We start from the raw sequence: 19,622 nt of genomic DNA, 5'->3' as shown, positions 1-19,622 counted from the left end.
CTTAAGGGAAAAAATTAGACAATGAATAAATTTATATTCGGTGCGGTAATATCAACCGCACTTTTTGTTTGGGGTTGCGGATCAAGCGAAGAAAAAACAGCGAGTTCTGAACCTGCGAGTAGCTGGGAATTTGAAAAGGTTGATTCACTACAGTTTGATATCATCGGACGACCCATTCTTGCTGATGCAGAGTTCGGAAAAATTCTCATCTATGATGAAACTGGAAGAGAGTTTATCCTTTTGGACCAGAAGAGTGGAGAATTGATCAACAGATTTAGCAAAAAGGGAGATAGCCCGGATAATTTTGGCAATCAAGTCACCTTACCGGGTTTTTTGGACGAGGAGAGAATTGCAATCGCTGGAGTACCAGGTATTTTTGTTTTTAATACCAACGGAGAATTAATTCGAAAACATACTCATCCTGAGCCTCAATCTGGAAGCGCATTTATTTCTCTACCGGGAAATTCCATACAATGGATTGACTTTCAGGCCAAACGACAAGTATTTTTCAAATCACTTCGAACACATGATTCTTTTCAGGGAGAGAAAGAATTTTACACCAGGTTTCGAGCCATCGAAATAACTGATCCTGAAACAGGAACTTCCAGAGAATTCATTTCATTTCGTCCTGAAAGTCGGTTTCTAAATGGATTGGGATGGGGCATGCCTGACTATGAACCCATTTTTACCACCGATTCTAAGGAGGTCTTTGTTGCTTTTGCGGGAGAACCGGCTATTCATAGTTATAAAATTTCTGGTGATTCATTAGTTTGGATGCAAAGTCAAAACTTGGAATTAAAGGACTTTGGTCAAATCGACGGAAAGCCACTAGAATCTTTTAGTAGCATTACTTTTTCCCTAAATATCTATCAGGCAGCAATTTGGAAAATATCATTATGGAAGGACAAAATTCTAGTTTATTACTATGCTGGTCTTTCTACCAAAGAACTAGAAGAAACACGAGTGCTCCATGAACAAGGTCGAAGAGAGGAGGGAATAGCTCTTCGTAAAAAACAAATGGAAGGAAAGTCTATGAAGCTTTTGATTTTAGAAAAATCAACCCTGTCTCCTATTAATCACATCACACTACCTGAGAATGTCAACACAATGGGTTTTGCCTTGGATGGAGATAATTTTTATTTCCAAAAAGAACCAAATCCTGACCTAGAGGAAGAATTTATTCGATTGTATCGCTATCAATTGATCGAAAAATGAGATCCCAAATCTTATCCCTCCTCGTTTCTTGCTTTCTACTTTTTTCCTGTAGCGAGAAAACCGGAACCGCCTACGAATCCTTAGAATGGGAATTGGAGATTGTGGATTCGATACAGATTCAAACTTTGGAAGGTTTGGAGTTGATGGGCATTCATCCTGAAAAGGATCTTTTTTTATTCAGCGTTTCTGCAAGCAATACTCCTATGCTATTGACTAACTCGAATGGAGAGATTTTACATCGATTTGACGTTCCAAAAGATGCTCCAACAGGTTTCGGGGGAATTACATCCGGTGGGATTTTCATGGGAGATACCATTGTGATTCAAGGGCCGAGAGGAGTCTATTTCTATGACCTAGAGTTCAATTTTTTAAAGGGGCTAAAGCGAACCTATCCACCAAAAGGAATGATTTACTCCGGATTTGACCATGTTAGGTTGGCCGATACTTATGCAGGACCAGCCTTAATTTCTTTTTCAGGAAGTCCTCAAACTGATTTTCCACCCAACCGAAAGGAATACTATGAGGGTTATAATGCCATGGACCTTATTCCTCTTTCCACCGAGGAATTCCTGCCTATTCTACCACTGCATCCTGAAAGCAGATTTGTAAAATCGGGTGAGGCCTTCAATTTCATTTCGATCACTTTTGCCCTCTCTGGAAGTCAGCTGACTTTTTCACACCAAAATGACACCCTACTTTACGATGTGGACCTTCTGGATCCTGAATTAACCCAAAAATCGGTTGGAATCCGTTTTGATAATTTTGTGATGAAAAAAGGGTTTCCATATGGAGGGCAAGATGATTACTCCTCACCTTCGGATTATGCAGGTCAAGTTTCAAATATTTATAAAGTGGGGGATGTCGATCTGATCAAGTACTATTCCGGAATTAAAAAGGAAAACCTGCCACCTACTACCCTTAGTCGTGAGGAATTTAGAAAAGAAACCAATCGAATGAATCCATCGAAATGGATTATTCGCAACTCAAAGAATCAATTTAGCCAACCTAAATCCTCTTCTCCAAAATATCGAATTTCTCGAGTGGACTCCCAAGGTCGAATCTGGGCCATGCAAGATGTTTATTCATTGGAAGAAGAGCCCGAAGTGGTGACTGTGTATCAAATCAAACTTGTCCAAAAATGAAAAACCAAACCGTATTAATCCTCGCTTTTTGCTTTCTAGGTTTCTCCTGTAATGAAAAATCCGACTCCACTGTCAATTCCAACGAATGGGAACTGGTGATAGAGGACTCGATTCAGGTGGATTATCTGGGCAGAATTTGGCATGCTAATTTTCGAAATGGTTACGGTTACTTAAGAGATGTTTCCACCAATTCTTTAATAAAATTTGATTCGACAGGAGCAATCATTGCTCAAAAAACTTATCCAAAAGATGGCCCTGGAGCTGTTGACTGGTTTTCAAGTACCGTTATTTCAGAACAGGACGAATTATACGCTTCTACTTACGGTAAAAAAATCCATCGTTTTGATAAGAACTTAAATTTGTTGGAAAGCTTAGAAATGCCCTTTATCTCAGAATCTCGGGGCGGAAGAAGAAACGCTAAAAACATCAATTTTTGGAATGATAATCTCTTACTCTGGTATCCGGGAAGGGATGGTATCAGTCCTTACATCAATTACTATTTTAGAGATTACTCAATTTTGGAGCTTTTTGATCCAAAGAATCAATCTTCCAAAGCAATGGTCAAAGTTCCTGAAACCTCAAAATTACACTCTGACCTATTTTTTGACATCCCCAGAGTCGAATTTTCAGTTTTCGGGGACACTTTATATTTTGCTTTGTCGAATGAAGAACTTATTCATATTCACTCCTTAGCAGATAGCGGAAAATGGATTAGAAGTATAAATTTTGAACCATCCCTATTTCACCTTATACCTGGTCAAAAAGAGCCTGTTGGATATGTATCGGGCAACACCATGTACGAGGCTCATATAGAAGGTATTTACGCTTCAAAAAATATATTAATCATAAATTATAGTAGTGGAATCGCTGAGGATAATTTCATTGCGCATAAACTGAATATGCCAGAAAATTATTTTCGTTACCCGGAATTCAATAAGTCTTTTTTAAGACTTTATAGTCCAGAAATGGGACTTTCTAATGAGATCCAAATTCCTTCTAAAATTGATTTTATCTTAAACATCGAATCAACAGATCAAGCATTCTATGCCCTTCGAAACGACGATTTTATCGGGGAAGAACAGGAGTATTTGACTTTTTATAAACTTAGACTAGTCTCCAAATAATCACCATTCAAAAAGACCTTTTCCCGTCCAAAAGCCATGCACCATGACTTTGAAGGCGATTGCTTATATTCCCTCCTGATCAAAGAAACCCATATGCAAAAATCTACCTATCTCATCCTGCTGGCAGCAGGAATGATGACTTTCGGTTCGCTACAAGCCCAAGACATCAAACCTACTACAGAAAAGGCCCTTCAAGAATCCGTAGACAAGCACAAAGCGATGCTTGCTTCCACTCCATTAAAAGATTTCAAAGCCCGAAATGTAGGCCCCACCAATACTTCAGGTCGAATTGTGGACATTGAAGTAGCCAATGATGGCATGACTTTCTATGTGGCCGCAGCTTCTGGAGGCATCTGGAAAACTGAGGACAAAGGACAGTCTTTTAATCCCATTTTTGACCATCAAGGTGCTTTGGGCATCGGTGCCATGGCACTTGCCCCATCTGACAATAACATCCTTTGGGTTGGAACCGGCGAAGACAACTCCAGTCGATCCACTTATGCTGGAAACGGAATTCATAAATCTACAGACGGAGGAAAAACCTGGGAACACATCGGGCTGATTCATTCCCAACACATCGGCCAAATCCTGATTCACCCGACCAATCCGGACATCGTTTGGGTTGGATCCATGGGTGGACTCTATTCCAAAAACAAAGAAAGAGGTCTCTACAAAACAACAGACGGAGGCAAAACTTGGAAAAAAACACTTTACGTCGACGACAATACCGGCATCATCGATATTCAGATTCATCCTACCAACCCAGATATATTACTTGCTGCGAGTTGGGAGCGATTCCGACAGGCGCACGACTTTGTTGGCAATGGCAAGGGTTCAGCAATTTGGAGATCTGAGGATGGAGGAAATACCTGGAAAAAAGCTGTAACAGGATTCCCTCAGAATGAATTTGTTGGCCGAATCGGTTTCGACTTCAGTCTTTCCAATCCAAATGTTGCCTATGCGCTTTTGGATAATCAGGGAAATTCCGAAAAACCGGTGGAAACCCCTCGCCCACGAGGCAATCAGCAGCAGGAAGAAAACCCACTGAAATTGGAAGATTTCAAGGACATGACTGTGGATCAAGCCTTGGCAATGGACGACAAAAAACTCGAGTCCTTGGCCCGCAGAAGTCAATTTTCCTCTAAATACACTCCAGCTGAAATCAAGCGCTTGCTGAAGACGGGCAAAATCACACCTACTCAAATCGCAAACTATAACGGTGGCGCAGTCGATGCCAACGCAGCCATGTTTGGCCAACCCATCATCGGGGCGGAAGTCTATCGCTCTGAAGATGCTGGAAAATCCTGGAAGAAAGTATCTGAATCAGACATTAGCCGTCTCTATAACACCTACGGGTACTATTTCGGTGAAGTCAGAGTGAGCACCTCAGATGAAAATGAAATTTTTGTTTTGGGAGTGCCTTTGCTTGTATCCAGAGATGGGGGCAAGAACTTCAGTCGCACAGACTCAATAGGAAGCCCACACTCCGATCATCAATCCATGTGGATTGACCCAACTAACAGCAAGCATATCTTACTCGGAAATGATGGCGGATTATATCGAAGCTACGGTGGAGGTTCACGTTGGGATCACATGAATACTCAGATGCCGATTTCCCAGTTCTACTCGGTGATGGTCGATCAAGCTACTCCTTACACAGTCTATGGTGGAATGCAGGACAATGGGGTGTGGTATGGAAAGTCTACAAACAAGCCCGAAGATCCGTGGGAGCCACTTTTCGGCGGAGACGGAATGGTCGTGGCGGTTGATACCCGAAATAATGACATTGTTTACACCGGTTCTCAGTTTGGAAACTACGCCAGAATCAACAAAAAGACTGGCGAGAGAAAGCGAATCACTCCGGGTCATGATATTGGAAATGCTCCAAATCGATGGAACTGGAGAACTCCTGCCGAACTCAGCTACCACAATCAGGACATTGTGTACATGGGTTCGCAGTATGTGTATCAGTCTTTTGACCAAGGAAATACTTGGACGACTATTTCTCCGGATTTGACTAAAAACAAGAAAAGCGGAAACGTTCCGTTTGCTACACTTTCTGTAGTGGAAGAATCTCCACTTGAGTTTGGGACCTTGTATGCGGGTTCGGATGATGGAAATGTATGGATCACTCGAAATAACGGAGGAAACTGGACCAGCTTGAACGCCGGACTTCCTCAGGACAGATGGGTGAGCAGTATTTCCCCTTCAAAATACAAGGAAGGAAGAGTCTACATCACGCTTAATGGGTACCGCTTTGATGAATTCAATACCTACGTCTACAAAAGCGAAGACTACGGAAAAACTTGGAAATCCATTAAGGCCAACCTTCCGGAAGAAGCCACCAACATCATCATCGAAGATCCAAAAATGCCGAATATCCTGTATTTAGGAACTGATCATGGCTTGTATGTGAGTATGGACGAGGGAAACAACTGGAACCTTTTCCAGGGAGAAATTCCGAATGTAGCGATTTACGACATGGTAATTCAGGAGCGTGAAAATCACCTGATCGTGGGTTCGCATGGTCGAAGTGTCTATATCGTCGATCTGAAGCAGATTCACGATTTGGCCCAGCCTGGCCCTATGGTGATGGAAAAGTAGGCCTGACGGTGAATTGTGAATAGTTCACCCACTTCATCATTCAAAATTCGATGTTCAACATTCGATATTAAAATTTAAAAAGCCCTCTGAAGAACATTCAGAGGGCTTTCTTTATGTTCTGGATTCTTAGAAAATTTTTAATCCAAGAGAGAGAACCCATTGATTAATTCGATTGTCGGTTTGGAAATTCTGGATATTTTTAGTCCACTTGCTCAGACCACCTTCGTATCTCCCATCTATAGAAAGATTTCCAAAATCTAATCCAAGTCCAGCCTGATATCCAAGTGTTGCATTTTCAAAATCGACATCTTTGACAGTAGTTCCTGCTTCTTTCAGCTTGGAATCGATGTTCAAGCTTGCAATTGGACCAGCTTGAACTCTAAATACTTTCAATAAGCGCATCCCAACCATAACAGGAATATCCAAACGATTAAACTGGGCGTTGATTTGGTCTTGACCACTTAGAAATTTACCGCTAGTCTGGGTAAACAATAATTCAGGCTGTACAAAAAAGCCTCCGCCTCCAATACGTCCAAATACACCAATATGGTAGCCTGTTTGAGCGCCTTGAGGTGTGAATTGTTTATTCTTGAAGTCTACTTCAGTACTGCTTAAACCTGCTTTGATACCAAAGCCACCGTTTTGGGAGTACCCACCAAAAGCGATCCCACAGAGGAAAATCGCAGAAAAGATGAATTTTTTCATGGTTAAAGGGATTAGGGTTTAGTTTTCTACTAAACGAGCAATTTGCAATTCCCTTGCCAATTATGATTCAATTAATATGATGTTTGGCTGTTGTTTGTGCTAAATCATATAGCTCATAAAAATCCAAAGGTTTAGGTACGAGACTTTCGAATTTATACTTTGATTTTTTTCGAAAATACTCCACATCTCCGGCGGTGATTCCAATAGTTGGGATTTTACTTGTTTGAGGACTTTCTCTGAGATGTTCCAAAAATTCCAATCCATCCATTACCGGCATAATAATATCAGTGAGAATAAGATGAAAATACGGGTCAATCTCCAAATGTTGAAGCGCTTCTTTCCCATTTTGAGCCACAATGACTTCATGATTAGATTTCTCAAAAATCTTTCTCAGAATCAGGAGATGTACAGAATCATCGTCTACAAGAAGAAACTTCATATTTTTAAATAATTACCTAATCGATTATGTTTTAATTTTCAAGGGCCACTCCCAGCTTCTGGCAGGTATCAAGGCCTTAGTTTTATTCGGGAGCATATCTTATGGGAAATAATGATGCCAACCTTTGATTTATGCGTCAAATTCAATTTCAAGTATATAAAAAGCATTTAACATAAAAAATATAAACAAAAAAACTACTAAAACAAAAAGGGGCAACTAGGCCCCTTTAAGATTTTGTCAAGAAATTTTTATGCTGCCTGAGGAGCACCAAACAAACCAATTGTATTTAGAATCAGTAGAATAATCACTATTGGACAAACCCACTTGATGAAAAACATCCAAGCAGTTCGGTATGGACCCTTAAAACCTGGTGAACCTATTGCCAATTCATCTGCGTAATCTCCGATTTTTTGACCCCAACCCGTATATAATGAAAGCATCAGACAAATCACAATTACGGCAAATGTGCCGAATATAAAGTCCATAATTCCAAAGAATCCGGTGAGCTTATTGCTCAAGAATGTGAAGCTTAGCTCTGCGAAAAAATTACCTTCAATCGAGGATAGTGCAGAAGGAACGGACAAAACCATTGCTGCAATCCCAACTGTCCAAGTTGCTTTTTTTCGATTCCACTTTCGGTCATCAATTAAGTAAGCTACAGGAACTTCCAGCATTGAAATCGTGGAAGTTAGTGCTGCTACCATCAATAGGATAAAGAACAATCCACCGATCAAATTACCACCTGGCATGGCATCGAATACTTTCGGAAGGACATCAAATACTAAAGCAGGTCCTGCCGCAGGATCTTTTCCGGGAAGCAAAGCAAATAGTGCAGGGAACACCATTAATCCACCCAAAAGTGCAACTGCTGTATCCATACCGGCAATCCAGCCTCCGGATTGAACGATATTCGCATCTTTTTGGAGATAGGATCCAAAGGTGATCATCAACCCCCAGCCTACAGACATAGAGAAAAACGCTTGTCCCAAAGCTTGCAATACAACTGTTGCATTGATCTTGGAAAAATCCGGATACAAATAGTACTCAATACCGGCCTGTGCTCCTTCCAGCGTGACAGATCTGCCTGCGATGAAGATGATAATGATAAATAGGATTGGCATTAAGAATTTTGCTGCCTTTTCAATCCCTCCGGATACTCCGCCTAATACAATCAGTATTGTAGCTAAGATGAAAATAAAGGTCAATGGAAGGACATACATCGGAGTCTCAACAAAATCCTCAAAGTCTACAGGGATATTGACGATCTCTGTAAAAATGTAGCCTACCGTCCAACCTGCGATGACGGAATAATAACTGAACACAAAAAAGCAAACAAGAACGCAAAGCACGCCCGCGGACTGCCATAGTTTGTTTCCCCCCGTATCACGAATGGCCCCGATGGGATTTTTTCCGGACCTTCTTCCAAGTGCAATTTCATTGAACAGCAAGGGCAAGCCGATCAATAAGACGCAGATAATGTAAACAAACACGAAAGCCCCACCACCGTTTTCACCGGTCAGGTAAGGAAATCTCCAAATATTACCCAGACCTACTGCAGACCCTGCTGCGGCCATTATAAAACCGAGACTGGAACCAAATTGTCCCCGCTCTTCCGTATTTGAAATTTTTGCCATAAATAAATATAAAGTTAATAATTGGGTGTCAACTGCTTTTTAAGAGCGGGCTAAGATAATTTGTTTTGACAAAATACCTATTCCCGTTCGGAAAGTTTTGGGCTCAAATCCCAGCAGTTTTCTTGCTTTATCGATAATAAAGCCTGTTTTCATAGGTCTCTTTGCAGGTTGAGTAAACTTGGTGGAGTCTGTTCTCTTGATTAAGTCCTTGTTAAGCCCAAAATAATCAGCAGTCATCATGGCCATTTCATAAGGAGTAAGCACGTCCGATCCGGATATATTGAATACTCCTGCGGCCTTTTGCTCAGCGATCAGGATGCAGCCAGCGGCCAGATCTTCTGCCAAGGTGGGTGTCCGCACCTGATCATCTACCACCTGAATTTCCTTTCCTGCCTCAAGCGAACTTTTAACCCAAAGAATAATATTCGATCTGCTTAGGTCATTGGCAATTCCATAGACTAAAACTGTTCGGGCAATTGCCCATGAAGTGTTTGAACTTTTGACCAGGTTCTCTCCAGTCAGCTTCGTCTCTCCATAAAAATTTACAGGAGCAGCCTCAGCTTCTTCATCATATGGACCATTTTCACCCGAAAAAATGAAATCGGTGGATACAAAAATGAAATGAGATTTTACTTTTTCAGCCGCTCGTACCAGGTATTCAGTTGCTTTTACATTAACAAGCACGCAATCTTCCTGATTCAATTCACATTGATCCACATTGGTCATCGCTGCTCCGTGAATAATTGTATCAGGAGCAAGTTGTGAAATCACATTCTCAACCTGATTTGGATCTGTGATATCAAGGTCTTGGTAAACAAAACCCACACTGTTAAGTCTACAAGGACCTTTTCCAGTAGCAATTACCTCAAACTTTCCTTCGACGACTAGCTGTTCTACCAATTTCTGTCCAAGCAAGCCATTGGCGCCTGTGATCAGGATTTTAGGCTTATTTGACTTCTGGGTAGCGGTATCCATATTGTTGGGTAATTTTCTTTTTGGAGATTCTTTCGACTTTTACTTGCATTAACACAGGAGAATTTGGCACCTCACGAGTGGTAGGTTCGGCGGCAATCTTCTCAACCACATCCAAACCTGCGATCACCTCACCAAATACCGTGTATTCTCGATCCAAATGTGGGGTACCTCCCATCTTAGCGTAGGCTTCGATTTGTTCTGGTGTATAATTTTTTGTCAAAGTCAAATTCAGAGATTTAGCGATTTCATCCCGCTTGGACAGTAATAAGGTCATCAGGCTGTCAAGCTTTTGCTCTGCGTAAAGCCTGTTGTATTCCTCTTTGAGCGGTCTTTGGCTTTCCAATTGAACATATTGAAGGACCGCTTTTTGCAAGGCTGGAAAATCAGTCGTCAATTCCAATTCCTCGTAAGTTCTTCCCTGCACGATGTAAAACTGTGAACCATTACTTGCCCGAGTGGGATTGATGTTATTGCCCTGACGTGCGGCGGCAATCATCCCTTTTCTGTGAAAACGATTTGGAAGAATCTCAGCAGGAATTGTAGGCCACTTCTCAGCAGGCAATTCCTCTTTGGTGAAAACATCTCCTCCCTGAACCATAAAATTCTGAATCACCCGATGAAATTGAGTGGAATCGAATCTTCCGGCTTTCGCAAGGGAAATGAAGTTATCCTTGTGTTTTGGGGTATCGTCAAAAAGAATTGCCTTGATCTCTCCATGCCTAGTTGAGATCGTGATGAGATAGTCTTTGTTTTGTCCGCAAGCCAGCGTGCTTACCAGCAAAAAACAGATAGAAAGACCCTGGATGAGTTTGTTCATTATGCTATTGCGATTTTTTTTTGATTTCTTCGAGAATATCTTTTCCGCCTGCGGCAAAAACCAACCTAGCCAATTCTTCACCCAAATTTTCAGCTTGGTTTTGATTTCCTTTTACTTCTAAGTAAATGCGGTTTTGGCCATCCAAACTGATGATTCCTCCCCGGAGTGTGAGTGATTCATTTTCCAAAGTGGCCAAAGCAAAAACAGGAATGCTACAACCTCCTTCTAAAACCCTAAGGTAGGCCCGCTCAGCTTTTAATCTAAATTCAGTTTCTTGGTGATTGCAAGCTTGTATGATTTGCTCTCGCAAAGTTGAATCAAGTGATTTAGCTGCTTCGATCGCCACAGAACCTTGCCCGACTGCAGGAGTAAATTCCTCCAAATCCAACTCCGCAGCAATCATTGAATCATATCCCATGCGGTGAACTCCGGCATAGGCGAGCAAAAGTGCATCACAGAGCCCATCTTCCATTTTTCTAATCCGAGTTTGGAGGTTTCCTCGGATATCGACAGTCTTCACGTGAGGGTAAAAATGCTTAAGTGTTGCCACTCTTCGAGTAGAGGAAGTGCCCAAAATAATGGGTTTTGCCGAGTCCCTAAGATCTATTTTCCCCTGCTTAGAAAGCAAAATATCATTCTCTTTTTCCCGCTCTGTAAAGGCGATAATTTCAAAATTATCTCCCAAAGTGGATTGCATATCCTTCGCAGAATGAACGGCAATATCAATTCTTCCGTCAACCAATTGATCTTCCAGCTCTTGAGTAAAAACTCCCTTACTGCCGATTTTGGAGATAGAAACATCTAACACTTGGTCGCCTTTCGTATCGATGATGATGATTTCAGATGCTATACCGGCACTGTTGAGTAAATCTTCCACATGATAGGCTTGCCAAAGTGCCAATTTGCTACCTCGTGTTCCGATTTTTACTTTTCTACTCATTGGGTTTGGTCTCTTTTGGGGTATTTCTTTTGAACCCCTTCCACTGCATACTTGATAATTTCTTCGGCGACATTGATGCCCGTTGCATGCTCGATACCTTCCAGACCCGGTGAACTGTTTACTTCCAAAATCAATGGGCCTCGGTCAGACTGAAGCATGTCCACTCCGGCTATATCAAGACCAAGTGCTTTGGCAGCATTGAGAGCGGCTTGCTTTTCCACGCGTGACAATTTTATCACTGAAGCTACACCGCCTCGGTGCAAATTAGATCGAAATTCACCTTCAGCGCCCTGACGCTTCATCGCTCCGACTACTTTTCCATTGACAATAAAAGCTCTGATGTCCGCTCCTTTTGCTTCTTTTATAAATTCCTGAACGATTATTCTTGCCTTCAATCCATGAAAAGCCTCCACAACCGACTGTGCAGCCTTCTTTGTTTCTGCCAAAACAACTCCCAAACCTTGGGTTCCTTCCAACAACTTGATTATCAATGGCGCTCCGCCGACCTGCTCGATCAGTTGCTTTTCACCGCCCTTGGAAAAGTTTGTAAATGCTGTTTTCGGCATTCCCAATCCTGCTTTGGACAGAATCTGAAGGCTTCTCAGCTTGTCCCTACTTCGCACTATCGCTTGGGAATTTACAGCTGAAAATGCGCCCATAAGTTCAAACTGACGAACCACCGCAGTACCATAAAAAGTCACTGAAGCCCCGATTCTTGGAATAATGGCATCAACCCCCTCGAGTTTTTGTCCCCGATAAATAATCGAAGGTCCCTCCTGCTCGATGATCAGATCGCAAAGACTATGATCCACAATGAGGGATTCATGTCCGGCTTTTTTGATCTCCTCCACCAGTCGACGGGTAGAATATAAATTTGAGTTCCTCGAAAGGACGGCGATTTTCATGTGTTTATAATTGATTTAATAATGCCACACCTGCCTGCCGGCAGGCAGGTGGAATCTTCGCATGAATGACAATCACTCCAAAATGTAACAATTTCGCTATGCTCGATTTCATTATTTCTTGCGATAAGCTTTGGACAAGTTTACTCTGTTGACATCCACCAGAAACTTGTCCTGAAGGATTTTTCTCCCAAGCAATATGGAGTTTTTCATGCTTGAACGATCCGATAGCGTGAATTCTGCGGCAAAGACCTCTCCAGCAATTTTTATGTTGGTTACGATCAAATACCGAATCTCAGCTTGGCCAAAGGAATTCTTCACTTTCGTTTGCTTGTAATTTTCAAAAGTTAAAGTCTTACCGGTGAAATCCTTGTGGGCGGGCATCAGAATCTCAAACTTTAACATCATTTTTCCATCTACCTCGACTTCTCTGATTTTTTCTGCATGAAGGCTGCTGGTAAATGCACCTGTATCTATTTTGGCCCAAACTGACTTTAACCCTAGATCCGGAAGTGTGATTTTTTCCTTCCGACCGATTAGTTTCTTTTCCATTTTACTGTTTTTTCTGGGCCATCATGACCAAAATATCCATCGAAAGATCGGTGAAAATCATCTTGGCATTTCCATTTCGCTCCAAATGATAATGTGCTTGATTAAAGGACTCATAGAGTTTTACCGCATGATCTTCGTTCAGGACGTTTTTACTGATCTTATCGATAAAAGTACGATCTTCATCTGTAGTCCGGAGCAGGGAGTCCAAATCAAAATTCTTAAGCAAAATCTCGCGCGTTACATTTAATCCTGTCAGCATGAGTGATTTTTGAGACTCTTTGGGCTCTTTATGAAACCAGTCCGCCAAATCAAAAATTTCCTTGAGATCTTTGGATACACAAAATCGAAACCAATTTCGGATCTGAGTTACCTGTACATCCTCGACCTGATCAATCATCCGGTAAGCTTCTCTCAGATTTCCATCCGCCAGCATGGCAATTTGATCCGCTGATTTGCTGTCACTCATCTCAGTGTCTATGAGATGGGCTTTGATTTCTTCATCGGTAAAAGCCCTCACCAAAATCTTTTGGGTTCTGGAAAGGATCGTAGTCAAAAGCTGATCTGCCTGTGAAGTCACTAACATGAAAATGGTTTTGGCAGGCGGCTCTTCAATTATTTTGAGCAAAGCATTGGCAGCTGAAGGGTGTAGAAATTCAGGAGCCCAAATCAGCATGATTTTATATCCTCCCTCAAAGGACATGAGCGAGAGCGCTTGAATCATCTTACGGGCAGAAGCCTTGGAGATGTTTAGCTGTTTCTTTTCGAATCCATTGAAGTAAATGAAATCATGGACATTACCATATGGATAATCTATTGCGAATTTCCTCCAATTTGTAAGGACATCAACCTTATCATCTTCTTCCTCTTCAACCTTGTCATCATCCTTTGATTTTGCAATGACCGGAAAAGCAAAATTCAAATCTGGCATTACCAGTCGACTCATACGCTGACAAGGGCTGCAGGCACCACAAGAATCTGTATCGGATGGATTCTCACAATATAAATAAGTGGCTAAAGCCAATGCTAGGGTTAAATTTGCAGAGCCCTCTGGCCCATGAAAAAGAAGGGCATGTGCCAAATGATTGAATTTGACAGCATTAATTAGCTTTTCTTTGGTTTCGGGTAATCCTGGTATTTCTGAAAATTGCATAGTTCGGCGATCAGGAATTTTTATCCCAAATTCTAAAGCTTTTGGTCAAATCAAAAACCCGTTCCATAATTTCTTGATCCTTTTTGGTCCATTCTTTTCCTCTTCGACCATAAACCGCCTTTACAGTCTCCTCAAACTTAGGCATGGAAAAAGTCGAAAAACCTGCTGCTCCACCCCAGGAAAAAGAGGGAATAAAATTTCTTGGAAATCCATCTCCAAAAACATTAGCTCCGACCCCCACCACAGTTCCTGTATTAAACATCGTATTGATCCCACACTTGGAGTGATCACCCATCATCAGTCCACAAAACTGTAATCCGGTGTTAGAGAAACCGCCTTTGAGGTAATCCCAAAGCTTCACTTGCGCATAGTTATTTTTCAAGTTGGAGGTATTGGTGTCTGCTCCCAAGTTACACCATTCGCCAATGACTGAATTCCCAAGAAATCCATCGTGACCTTTGTTGGAATACCCAAAAAATACGGCGTTTGAGATTTCTCCTCCGACTTTGGAAAAAGGTCCAACAGTGGTGTCACCTCGGAGCTTGGCGCCCATGTTAACGGTAGAACCTTCACAAAGCGCAAATGGCCCACGAATCAAAGCTCCTTCTTGAACTTCTGTATTTTTGCCAATATAGATTGGACCTGCTTCTGCATTCAATACAGCCGCTTTGATTTTCGCACCTTCTTCGATGAAAATATTTTGGGGTGAATAGACGATAGTATGCGGATCATTGACAGGCTGAGATTTTCGCCCTTTCGTCAAGAGGTAAAAGTCCTTCTTTATTTCTGCCGCATTGAACTGGAAGATATTCCAGCTTTTCTGAATTAATGTCGGCTCTGAATCGAGTTGAACGATCTCGCGATCTGCCGCAAAACTTAAATTTTTCTCAGTTTCACCGATAAAGGTCGCAATAAGGGTCTTCCCCCAATAAAGTGACTGTTTGGGTTTCAACTTTTTTAACTGGTCAAAGGAATCAGCTTCCGGAAGCCAAGCGCCATTGATGGCGAGCGCAGGTTCAGAATTTCTGGGAAATTTTTCTTGAAGGTATTCTTGAGTAAGGTGAAAAACCTCCTTTTCGGTGTAGATACCCCATTTTTCGGAGATCTTAAGAATCCCTACCCTAATATCTGCCACAGGCCGGGTAAAAGTAAAGGGCAGAAGTGATCCCCGGATTGCGGGGTCGTCAAACAATAAGATTTGGTTCATAAGGCAAAAATAAAAAAGTCTCCCGGAATCCATGCTCCGGGAGACTTTTTCGGCGATCGCCAGAGAAAATTACTTCTTTGCGTATCTTTTGTTGAATTTTTCAACTCTACCAGCTGTATCAAGAAGCATTTTCTTGCCAGTATAAAAAGGATGAGACTCAGAGCTTACTTCAATTTTGTAAACTGGATATGTTTTACCATCTGTCCATTCGGTAGTTTCGCTAGTCTCGATAGTTGACTTAGTCATAAACTTAAATTCGCTAGACGTGTCATAGAATACGACGTCTCTGTAATTTGGATGAATATCTTTTTTCATAGTGTTTGTTATTATGGCCTTATGGAATCTCGCTCGGAAAATGATCATTCCAATTAGGATGTTCATTTTGTGCTCGATTTCACGATATAGCTAGTTTTATATTGCTTTTTCGAAATGAGGCACAAAGATACCTTTTTAATAAATTTGACCAAATGTTTGGAAAGGAATATTTCTTGTTCCGTGGGATTTTCTGAACTCAATTAGTTATTGTTCTTCAGATCGCCCCGCTTAATGGAGCGAATAAATTGAGACCAGGCGAAAGGATCGAGGATACGAAGCGGTCTAGGGCCGTAGAGGTCTTGATTTTGAAGCATTTGGCCCTGCTGGAAGTAGCGGTAATTCTCTCCACCAGATGCTGGCATGGACTCCGCCCAACGAAGTAACATCTCTGGACTCATATTGGATCGACTGATAGACATCGGATCGACCACATTCATAGCAATGACTGCTTTTTTGAATTCTTCTTCGGTTGGATAAGGCATTACCTCGATTTCGGCCAAGGCTATCTCATCGATTTGCATGGTCAAGATCAAGCTAATCCGGTCATTTTCAACTTTCTCAGGAACTTTGAAAGTTTGTTTTTTCAAGCCAATAAAAGTGAAGACGACACTGTCTCCTTCCAATACCGGCATCGAAAAATAACCAAAACGACCACTGGCAGTTCCTCTTCCTTTTTTGGGTACATAAATATTCACACCTGGAACGGCATCGGTACTATCGGCATTTAGGATGATACCAGAAAGCTGAATTACTTTCCGCTCTCGTTGAACTTGAGCGAAAGTAAAGTTGGGAATGAGTAGAATTCCCAGAGCAAAAATCAGAACGAAAGGAAGAAGCTGAAATATTTTCACGAATATTGAATCTGTTGATAGCCCCATAAGGCTCTGCTATTTTAATCTAATTTCGGAGGAAATTTTATTTTCCGGCCGATTTATAAGTTAAAACTTACTAATGAGACTCAAAAATATCAGTTTAAACTATGGATTGCGAATTTTTAAGGCACTTTCCGAAGAACCTCGTGTAAGAATTATCCATTTATTGTTGCTGAATAAAGAATTGAGTATCTCAGATTTGGAGCATATTCTTGATTTCACACAGACAAAAACAAGCCGCCACCTTATATACTTAAAAAACGCAGGTTTGTTGGGAAGCAAAAGGGTGGATCAATGGATGTTCTATTACATTTTAGAAGAATACATTGAAATCATTCAGCAGATTTTCAAGTTTATCCAAAAGGATCCAAGTCTGATCAGAGATCAGGGAACATACGAAATCCTGAAATCAAACCGAGAACTGGCAATCAACAAAATCCAATACAATCAATATAGACGCTGAATTTCCATTGAAAACGTACCAACATTTATTTTTCGATCTTGACCACACCCTTTGGGACTACGATCGAAATGTCGCCGAATCCCTCTCCGAGTTATACCAAATTTATGGTTTGCAAGATTTAGGAATTCCTACTTTTGAAAAGTTCTTCGAAGCTTTCCATGCAATCAATTTTCAACTTTGGGATTGGTACAACGTGGGAAAAATGGATAAATATGAACTGAGGAAGGAGCGATTTCCCCGGATTTTCACTCATGCTGGAGGAAATGTAGAGGGTATTCCATTAGAATTTGAGGAGGATTTTATGCATCGTACTTCTTCAAAACCTCACGTTTTCCCCTATTCAAAAGAAATCCTGACTTACCTTAAGGAGAAATATCGGGTCCATGTCATCACTAATGGATTCAATGAATCGCAAGCAAAAAAGATGAGTTCTTCGGGTTTGGATGGATTCTTCGAGCTGATCGTAACTTCAGAAACTACAGGACACAAAAAGCCCGATCCGAGAATTTTCTATCATGCCATGGATCAATTGGCTACAAGCCCAGATCGTTGTTTGATGATTGGCGACAATCCCGATTCGGACATTTTAGGTGCACAAAATGCAGCTATTGACCAGGTTTTCTTCAACCCTGAAGGAAAAACAATAGAATTGAAGCCCACTTATACCATTACTCACCTTCGGGAGTTGGAAGACCTTTTATGAGTCAAACTCCTACCCTTTCCGAAGCGAACCTTTATCTTTGCAAACTCAGAAACTAATATAAACTCCAAATAATATGTTAAAAGGATTTTTCAATGTACCCACTCCTATCAACGAACCGGTAAAAGCCTATGCTCCTGGAAGTCCGGAACGAAAAGAACTGCAAATCGCACTAACGGAAGCCAGGTCCCAGCAAATCGATGTGCCTATGTACATCGGTAGCGAGGAAGTGCGAACAGGTAATACGCATCCTATGTCACCTCCCCACGACCACAAGCATATTTTGGGTCACTTTCATGAAGGCGATGCATCCCATGTGAATCAGGCGATCAATGCTGCTTTGGGTGCAAAGGAAGCTTGGGTAAATTTAGCTTGGGAACAACGCGCGGCTATTTTTCTAAAAGCCGCCGATCTTTTGGCTGGTCCTTACCGTGCAAAAATCAATGCAGCCACTATGCTCGGTCAGTCCAAAAATGCCATGCAGGCAGAAATCGATGCTGCTTGTGAGTTCATCGATTTCCTGCGATTCAATGTCAAATACATGTGCGAAATCTACGCACAACAGCCACCTGTCTCAGGAAATGGGGTTTGGAATCGTCTGGAGCAGCGACCTTTGGAGGGTTTTGTTTTTGCTTTGACGCCTTTCAACTTTACTGCTATCGCAGGAAATCTACCTACATCCGCCGCAATGATGGGAAATACGGTCGTTTGGAAACCAGCCTACACGCAAATCTATTCTGCAAATGTGTTGATGCAAGTGTTCAGAGAAGCCGGAGTTCCTGATGGTGTGATCAACTTGATCTTTGTCGATGGACCAACTGCAGGTGACATTATTTTCAAGCATCCTGACTTTGCCGGAATCCACTTTACTGGTTCCACTGGCGTTTTTCAGCACATCTGGAAGACCATCGGAGAAAATATCAAAACTTATAAATCCTATCCAAGAATCGTAGGAGAAACCGGCGGCAAAGACTTTGTTTTGGCACACAAATCAGCCAATGCAAAAGCTGTTGCTGTAGGACTGGTTCGTGGGGCTTTTGAATATCAAGGTCAAAAATGCTCTGCAGCCTCTCGTGCTTATATCCCTTCCAATCTTTGGGAAGATGTGAAAAAATACATGTTGGAAGATCTTGCTTCCATGAAAATGGGGGGTACTGAGGATTTCAGCAACTTTATCAATGCAGTGATCGATGAGAAGTCATTCGATAAAATCGCTAAATACATTGAAGATGCGAAGAAAGCACCTGGTGTTGAGATCATAGCTGGTGGAAGCTTTGATAAATCAAAAGGTTATTTTATCAAGCCGACAGTAATACTTACTCAAGACCCGATGTACACCACCATGTGCGAGGAAATTTTTGGCCCCGTGTTGACCATCTATGTATATCATGAAGAGCACTTTGAAACAGTCCTCGAGCTGGTAGATCAAACTTCTCCTTATGCCTTGACAGGTGCGATCTTCTCACAGGATCGCTATGCTGTTGAACTTGCTACGCAAAAACTCAGAAACGCTGCAGGCAACTTCTACATCAATGACAAGCCAACCGGTGCAGTGGTAGGTCAGCAGCCATTTGGTGGAGCAAGAGCTTCTGGCACCAACGACAAAGCCGGATCAATGATCAATTTGCTCAGATGGGTTTCTCCGAGAACGATCAAAGAAACCTTTGTTTCTCCGGAAGATTACCGATACCCATTCTTGGGAAATGATTAAAACACTCAAAGTAGGGAGGCTTCAATGACGATGGTCACATTGAGTGCCTACCTCTCGGAGTTCTTTAGCTATAAATGATGAAATTATTAATAAAGTAAATATTTTGTCAGTCCGAGCGGAGTCGAGGACCCTTCGACTTCGCTCAGGGTGACCCA

Annotated in this window: 19 protein-coding genes; 7 read left to right on the top strand and 12 right to left on the bottom strand. The window is 41.7% G+C overall.

Annotation, left to right across the window (positions count from 1 at the left end; all coding sequences use genetic code 11):
• Positions 1–21: 21 nt before the first annotated feature.
• The 4 genes from ACK4HU_RS03585 (at position 22) to ACK4HU_RS03570 (ending at position 6,085) form a co-directional block, all read left to right on the top strand.
• Positions 22–1,215, top strand: a complete 1,194-nt coding sequence (locus tag ACK4HU_RS03585) for a hypothetical protein (RefSeq protein ID WP_409803480.1) — start codon at positions 22–24, stop codon at positions 1,213–1,215.
• Positions 1,212–2,357, top strand: a complete 1,146-nt coding sequence (locus ACK4HU_RS03580; protein ID WP_409803479.1) for a hypothetical protein — start codon at positions 1,212–1,214, stop codon at positions 2,355–2,357. The genes ACK4HU_RS03585 and ACK4HU_RS03580 overlap by 4 nt, the downstream gene beginning before the upstream one ends.
• Positions 2,354–3,481, top strand: a complete 1,128-nt coding sequence (locus tag ACK4HU_RS03575) for a hypothetical protein (protein WP_409803478.1) — start codon at positions 2,354–2,356, stop codon at positions 3,479–3,481. The genes ACK4HU_RS03580 and ACK4HU_RS03575 overlap by 4 nt, the downstream gene beginning before the upstream one ends.
• A 93-nt stretch (positions 3,482–3,574) precedes the next feature.
• Positions 3,575–6,085, top strand: coding sequence for a WD40/YVTN/BNR-like repeat-containing protein (locus ACK4HU_RS03570; RefSeq protein WP_409803477.1), 2,511 nt, complete (start codon positions 3,575–3,577; stop codon positions 6,083–6,085).
• A 126-nt stretch (positions 6,086–6,211) separates the two neighbouring features.
• On the opposite strand, the gene ACK4HU_RS03565 is transcribed toward ACK4HU_RS03570, so the two are convergent.
• The 12 genes from ACK4HU_RS03565 to ACK4HU_RS03510 form a co-directional block, all read right to left on the bottom strand.
• A complete protein-coding gene (locus tag ACK4HU_RS03565) occupies positions 6,212–6,790 on the bottom strand; it encodes an outer membrane beta-barrel protein (RefSeq protein WP_409803476.1) in 579 nt (192 codons plus the stop codon).
• Between the two features lie 67 nt (positions 6,791–6,857).
• A complete protein-coding gene (locus ACK4HU_RS03560; RefSeq protein ID WP_409803475.1) occupies positions 6,858–7,229 on the bottom strand; it encodes a response regulator in 372 nt (123 codons plus the stop codon).
• Between the two features lie 248 nt (positions 7,230–7,477).
• On the bottom strand, positions 7,478–8,863 hold the full coding sequence (locus tag ACK4HU_RS03555) for a sodium-dependent transporter (RefSeq protein WP_409803474.1): 1,386 nt from the start codon (positions 8,861–8,863) through the stop codon (positions 7,478–7,480).
• Between the two features lie 39 nt (positions 8,864–8,902).
• On the bottom strand, positions 8,903–9,838 hold the full coding sequence (locus ACK4HU_RS03550; protein WP_409803473.1) for an SDR family oxidoreductase: 936 nt from the start codon (positions 9,836–9,838) through the stop codon (positions 8,903–8,905).
• Positions 9,810–10,655, bottom strand: coding sequence for a peptidylprolyl isomerase (locus tag ACK4HU_RS03545; protein WP_409803472.1), 846 nt, complete (start codon positions 10,653–10,655; stop codon positions 9,810–9,812). Before ACK4HU_RS03545 ends, ACK4HU_RS03550 begins: the two co-directional genes overlap by 29 nt.
• 4 nt (positions 10,656–10,659) lie before the next feature.
• Complete coding sequence (hemC, locus tag ACK4HU_RS03540; RefSeq protein ID WP_409803471.1) at positions 10,660–11,595, bottom strand: hydroxymethylbilane synthase; 936 nt, start codon at positions 11,593–11,595, stop codon at positions 10,660–10,662.
• Positions 11,592–12,500 (bottom strand): 30S ribosomal protein S6--L-glutamate ligase, encoded by a 909-nt coding sequence (gene rimK, locus ACK4HU_RS03535; RefSeq protein WP_409803470.1) that lies wholly within the window; start codon positions 12,498–12,500, stop codon positions 11,592–11,594. The genes hemC and rimK overlap by 4 nt, the downstream gene beginning before the upstream one ends.
• 111 nt (positions 12,501–12,611) lie before the next feature.
• A complete protein-coding gene (locus ACK4HU_RS03530) occupies positions 12,612–13,049 on the bottom strand; it encodes an ATP-dependent zinc protease (protein WP_409803469.1) in 438 nt (145 codons plus the stop codon).
• Position 13,050: 1 nt separating this feature from the next.
• Positions 13,051–14,199: an ATP-binding protein gene (locus ACK4HU_RS03525; RefSeq protein WP_409803468.1), complete on the bottom strand. Its 1,149-nt coding sequence runs from the start codon at positions 14,197–14,199 to the stop codon at positions 13,051–13,053.
• A gap of 10 nt (positions 14,200–14,209) precedes the next feature.
• Positions 14,210–15,406 carry a GlmU family protein gene (locus ACK4HU_RS03520; protein ID WP_409803467.1) on the bottom strand — a complete coding sequence of 399 codons (1,197 nt, stop codon included), beginning with the start codon at positions 15,404–15,406 and terminating at the stop codon, positions 14,210–14,212.
• Positions 15,407–15,475: 69 nt separating this feature from the next.
• Positions 15,476–15,721, bottom strand: a complete 246-nt coding sequence (locus tag ACK4HU_RS03515; protein WP_409803619.1) for a type B 50S ribosomal protein L31 — start codon at positions 15,719–15,721, stop codon at positions 15,476–15,478.
• Positions 15,722–15,921: 200 nt separating this feature from the next.
• A complete protein-coding gene (locus ACK4HU_RS03510; protein ID WP_409803466.1) occupies positions 15,922–16,599 on the bottom strand; it encodes a carboxypeptidase-like regulatory domain-containing protein in 678 nt (225 codons plus the stop codon).
• A 73-nt stretch (positions 16,600–16,672) separates the two neighbouring features.
• Here ACK4HU_RS03510 and ACK4HU_RS03505 point away from each other — a divergent pair, with 73 nt between their 5' ends.
• The 3 genes from ACK4HU_RS03505 to pruA all read left to right on the top strand — a co-directional run bounded on the left by ACK4HU_RS03505 (position 16,673) and on the right by pruA (position 19,467).
• Positions 16,673–17,056 (top strand): ArsR/SmtB family transcription factor, encoded by a 384-nt coding sequence (locus ACK4HU_RS03505; RefSeq protein ID WP_409803465.1) that lies wholly within the window; start codon positions 16,673–16,675, stop codon positions 17,054–17,056.
• Between the two features lie 7 nt (positions 17,057–17,063).
• Positions 17,064–17,759, top strand: a complete 696-nt coding sequence (locus tag ACK4HU_RS03500) for a YjjG family noncanonical pyrimidine nucleotidase (protein WP_409803464.1) — start codon at positions 17,064–17,066, stop codon at positions 17,757–17,759.
• A gap of 73 nt (positions 17,760–17,832) precedes the next feature.
• Positions 17,833–19,467, top strand: coding sequence for an L-glutamate gamma-semialdehyde dehydrogenase (gene pruA, locus ACK4HU_RS03495; RefSeq protein WP_409803463.1), 1,635 nt, complete (start codon positions 17,833–17,835; stop codon positions 19,465–19,467).
• Positions 19,468–19,622: the final 155 nt, after the last annotated feature.

Source organism: Algoriphagus sp., from assembly GCF_046296635.1.
Classification (GTDB): Bacteria; Bacteroidota; Bacteroidia; order Cytophagales; family Cyclobacteriaceae; genus Algoriphagus.
Note: the sequence above shows the minus strand (reverse complement) of the source record. Positions and strands in the feature narration are given on the sequence as shown.

Coding starts and splice junctions, on each gene's coding strand:
- ACK4HU_RS03585 (WP_409803480.1), top strand. CDS start 22: ATGAATAAATTTATATTCGGTGCGGTAATATCAACCGCACTTTTTGTT.
- ACK4HU_RS03580 (WP_409803479.1), top strand. CDS start 1,212: ATGAGATCCCAAATCTTATCCCTCCTCGTTTCTTGCTTTCTACTTTTT.
- ACK4HU_RS03575 (WP_409803478.1), top strand. CDS start 2,354: ATGAAAAACCAAACCGTATTAATCCTCGCTTTTTGCTTTCTAGGTTTC.
- ACK4HU_RS03570 (WP_409803477.1), top strand. CDS start 3,575: ATGCAAAAATCTACCTATCTCATCCTGCTGGCAGCAGGAATGATGACT.
- ACK4HU_RS03565 (WP_409803476.1), bottom strand. CDS start 6,790: ATGAAAAAATTCATCTTTTCTGCGATTTTCCTCTGTGGGATCGCTTTT.
- ACK4HU_RS03560 (WP_409803475.1), bottom strand. CDS start 7,229: ATGAAGTTTCTTCTTGTAGACGATGATTCTGTACATCTCCTGATTCTG.
- ACK4HU_RS03555 (WP_409803474.1), bottom strand. CDS start 8,863: ATGGCAAAAATTTCAAATACGGAAGAGCGGGGACAATTTGGTTCCAGT.
- ACK4HU_RS03550 (WP_409803473.1), bottom strand. CDS start 9,838: ATGGATACCGCTACCCAGAAGTCAAATAAGCCTAAAATCCTGATCACA.
- ACK4HU_RS03545 (WP_409803472.1), bottom strand. CDS start 10,655: ATGAACAAACTCATCCAGGGTCTTTCTATCTGTTTTTTGCTGGTAAGC.
- hemC (WP_409803471.1), bottom strand. CDS start 11,595: ATGAGTAGAAAAGTAAAAATCGGAACACGAGGTAGCAAATTGGCACTT.
- rimK (WP_409803470.1), bottom strand. CDS start 12,500: ATGAAAATCGCCGTCCTTTCGAGGAACTCAAATTTATATTCTACCCGT.
- ACK4HU_RS03530 (WP_409803469.1), bottom strand. CDS start 13,049: ATGGAAAAGAAACTAATCGGTCGGAAGGAAAAAATCACACTTCCGGAT.
- ACK4HU_RS03525 (WP_409803468.1), bottom strand. CDS start 14,199: ATGCAATTTTCAGAAATACCAGGATTACCCGAAACCAAAGAAAAGCTA.
- ACK4HU_RS03520 (WP_409803467.1), bottom strand. CDS start 15,406: ATGAACCAAATCTTATTGTTTGACGACCCCGCAATCCGGGGATCACTT.
- ACK4HU_RS03515 (WP_409803619.1), bottom strand. CDS start 15,721: ATGAAAAAAGATATTCATCCAAATTACAGAGACGTCGTATTCTATGAC.
- ACK4HU_RS03510 (WP_409803466.1), bottom strand. CDS start 16,599: ATGGGGCTATCAACAGATTCAATATTCGTGAAAATATTTCAGCTTCTT.
- ACK4HU_RS03505 (WP_409803465.1), top strand. CDS start 16,673: ATGAGACTCAAAAATATCAGTTTAAACTATGGATTGCGAATTTTTAAG.
- pruA (WP_409803463.1), top strand. CDS start 17,833: ATGTTAAAAGGATTTTTCAATGTACCCACTCCTATCAACGAACCGGTA.